Source organism: Streptomyces sp. NPDC054840 (assembly GCF_053611065.1).
In genome coordinates, this window is record NZ_JBSGZP010000803.1 from 1 (window position 1) to 3,032 (window position 3,032).

Annotated in this window: 2 protein-coding genes, 1 tRNA gene and 1 pseudogene; 3 read left to right on the top strand and 1 reads right to left on the bottom strand. The window is 69.4% G+C overall.

All coding sequences use genetic code 11. From position 1 onward, the window contains the following. Nucleotides 1–287: pseudogene (locus ACWGIU_RS34245) on the bottom strand (hypothetical protein); the annotation flags it as partial. A gap of 153 nt (nucleotides 288–440) precedes the next feature. Between ACWGIU_RS34245 and ACWGIU_RS34250 the strand changes: the two are divergent. From ACWGIU_RS34250 to ACWGIU_RS34260, 3 genes are all read left to right on the top strand, one after another. Then, a complete protein-coding gene (locus tag ACWGIU_RS34250) occupies nucleotides 441–2,189 on the top strand; it encodes an FG-GAP repeat domain-containing protein (RefSeq protein ID WP_453712003.1) in 1,749 nt (582 codons plus the stop codon). A 481-nt stretch (nucleotides 2,190–2,670) separates the two neighbouring features. Beyond that, the gene (locus ACWGIU_RS34255; protein WP_266751908.1) at nucleotides 2,671–2,874 is read left to right on the top strand and encodes a cold-shock protein; all 204 of its coding nucleotides are present in this window, start codon (nucleotides 2,671–2,673) and stop codon (nucleotides 2,872–2,874) included. A 59-nt stretch (nucleotides 2,875–2,933) separates the two neighbouring features. Beyond that, nucleotides 2,934–3,007: transfer RNA gene (locus ACWGIU_RS34260), tRNA-Met, on the top strand. Nucleotides 3,008–3,032: the final 25 nt, after the last annotated feature.

The following is a 3,032-nucleotide window of genomic DNA, read 5'->3' on the forward strand; positions in this document are numbered from 1 at the left end:
CGGGCCAGGGTCCAGCGTTCGTCGTCGAAGCCGTGCGCCGACGGGCCCTTGCCGAGTTCCTCCTCCAGCACGGTGAACTGGGCATCGGTGACGGTCGGGGAGTTCGCCGGTCCCGCGGAACGCAAGGCCTCCATGCTGCCCATCCGGCAGTCGCCGGTGTGCACCCGCTCCGGGGTCCGGCGTACGCCGATGCCGTACTCGATCCACCACTGCGGCGGCTCCGGCGCTGGCCGGCGTCGCGCGTTCTCGGCGTCGGCGGCGCGGACGGCGGTGATCCGCTCGTCCACCAGGGCCGGTGGGAAATGGAGTTGATGTGAAGCGACCCCATCCGTTGTCAGTGTCACGGCACGGAAACGGGGAACCGTTCACGCACGGATGGGTGTCTCCGAGCACACAGCAAGACGTGTCGGGCGTGCCCGGCTCAATCCTCAGGGGGGATCTTGTCTTCAACTCACCGCGGACGACTACGAGCCCTGGCCGCCGGCGTACTCGCCGTGGCCGCCGGCGCCCTGGTCACCGCCCCGGGCAGCGCAGCCGAACAGCACCGCATACCCGGCTCCGCCACCACCCTGCCCGCGGCCGGACTGGAACCGGAGTCGGCCTCCGGGCCCGCACCGCGCAGCGACCGCCAGTACCCGAGCGTCGTCCTGCCCGGCCGCGCCGCGGAGCCGGCGCGGGTGGCCGCCGCCAAGCCGCGGCACGACGTCGACGGCGACGGCCTCAGCGACATGATCGTCATGGAGTACGACCAGAGCACGGCCGTCTACCTGTCGTCGATCTCGGCCTGGAGCGACTACGCGATCTACAAGACCGACCCAGAGGCCTCGTTCAAGGACCTGCTGCCGGTGGGCGATGTGGGCGGCACGACCAAGCCCGAGCTGCTCTCCCTCTCCTTCGACGGCGTGCTCACGCTCTACGAGGCCGGCCTGAAGTCCACGTCGGCGCCACTGTGGTCCGGCGGCGGCTGGCAGAAGTACAACCGCCTCATCGCCACTGGCGACATCACCGGAGACCGCCACCCCGACCTGCTGGCCCGCGACCACGTCGGCGACCTGTGGCTGTACACGGGGACCGGAACGGTCAGCAAGCCCTTCAACTCGCGGGTCAAGGTCGGCTCCGGCTGGGGGATCTACGACCAGATCGTCGGCGCCAGCGACGTCGACGGCGACGGCCTGGGCGACGTCCTCACCCGCACGCTGACCGGCGAGCTGTGGTTCCACAAGGGAGCCGGCAGTGCCACCGCCCCGCTCAAGCCCCGCGTCAAGGTCGGCACCGGCTGGAACACGTACAACGTCATCAGCGGGCCGGACGATGTCGACGGCGACGGCCTGAGCGACCTGGTCGCCCGCAACCGTGACGGCTTGCAGTACTTCTACAAGTCGATCGGTGGAGGCAAGTTCGCCGCACCCACGTACTACGGCAGCGGGTGGGAACGCAACAAGTTCATGGTCGGCGCCGGCACCACGCAGCTTTACGGCAAGGGTCAGAACCTCATGACCCAGACCAACAACACCCTGGCCAAGTACTACGCCCTGGCCAACGGCGATTACCTGTCGCCGCCGACCAACGCCGGCACCGAGACGCCCGGGTCCCGCACCACGTACGCCACCGGGCTCAACAGCCACAACCACGCCAGTTACGTGCAGAACATCGGCAGCGACCTGTACATCCGCGGCCAGAAGGTCAGCACGACGTGGAACTACACGCTCATGGTCGGCCCCGGCGACCTCACCGGCGACGGAAAGGGCGACCTGCTCAGCCGCGACTCCGCCGGCGTGCTGTGGCTGCACCCCGGCGACGGCGCGGTGTACACCAAGCTCGGCACACGCATCAAGGTCGGCAGCGGCTGGAACGCCTACAACGCGCTCGTCGGCGCCGGCGACTACTCCGGCGACGGGCGGCCCGACCTGCTCGCCCGGGACACCTCCGGCCAGCTGTTCCTCTACAAGGGCACGGGGACGTCCACCGCGCCGTTCGCCGCCCGGGAGCAGGTCGCCACCGGCTGGAACGAGTACGACATGCTGGTCGTGCCTGGTGACATCGACGGCGACAGCAAGGGCGACGTGCTCGCCCGCCTCCCGAACGGCGTCATGTACCTGTACACCTCAACGGGCAACGCCGGCACCGGGACCTTCACCGCCCGCGTCAAGTTCGGCACCGGCTGGAACATCTACAAGAACATGATCTGAGCCCCGCGGCCGCCCGGCGGCCAGTCACCGATGAGCGACGGCGAGGGCCCGTCCACCGGCACCAGCCGACGGGCAGGCCCGCGTCCGTTGCGCTGCCGTGGCCCGCACGGGCCGGCATCGAGGCGCCCGCGACGGCCAGCGTGGTGCCGATCAGGGGGACGAGAAGTCGGTCCTGGTGACGGTCATGGGAGGTGCGCCTTGCGCGGGGTCGAGGTGTGAGGGGATGCGGACGCGGCCCGAGTTGCCCGCCGCCCCATCGGCGGCGTCTGTGACTCCGGGCCGCAGGCCGCACGAAGGAGGGCCTCCTCCCCCTCTTCTTTCCTGCCCGGAAAGAAGATCACTGCGGCACGCGGTGACTACGTAAATGCCGGGATTGTTGTGGCGCCGACGGGGTAGAACGGATGCCGGGTGCTTTCCGATGACGGACGGCCCCAACTCCAGACCAGCCGGGTCCCCTCGGCGAGATCGAAGGACAATCAGCATGGCCAGCGGCACCGTGAAGTGGTTCAACTCGGAGAAGGGCTTCGGCTTCATCGCTCAGGACGGCGGCGGCCCGGACGTCTTCGCCCACTACTCGAACATCTCCGGCAGTGGATACCGTGAGCTGGCCGAGGGCGACGCGGTCACCTTCGACGTGACTCAGGGCCAGAAGGGCCCCCAGGCCGAGAACATCGTCCGGGGCTGACGGCCGTACACCCGCACCGCCCCCGCGCCGCGGAGATCACTGTAGAGTGGCACCACCGACGCGGGGTGGAGCAGCTCGGTAGCTCGCTGGGCTCATAACCCAGAGGTCGCAGGTTCAAATCCTGTCCCCGCTACTGACCGACGGGCCCGGCGTAAAGC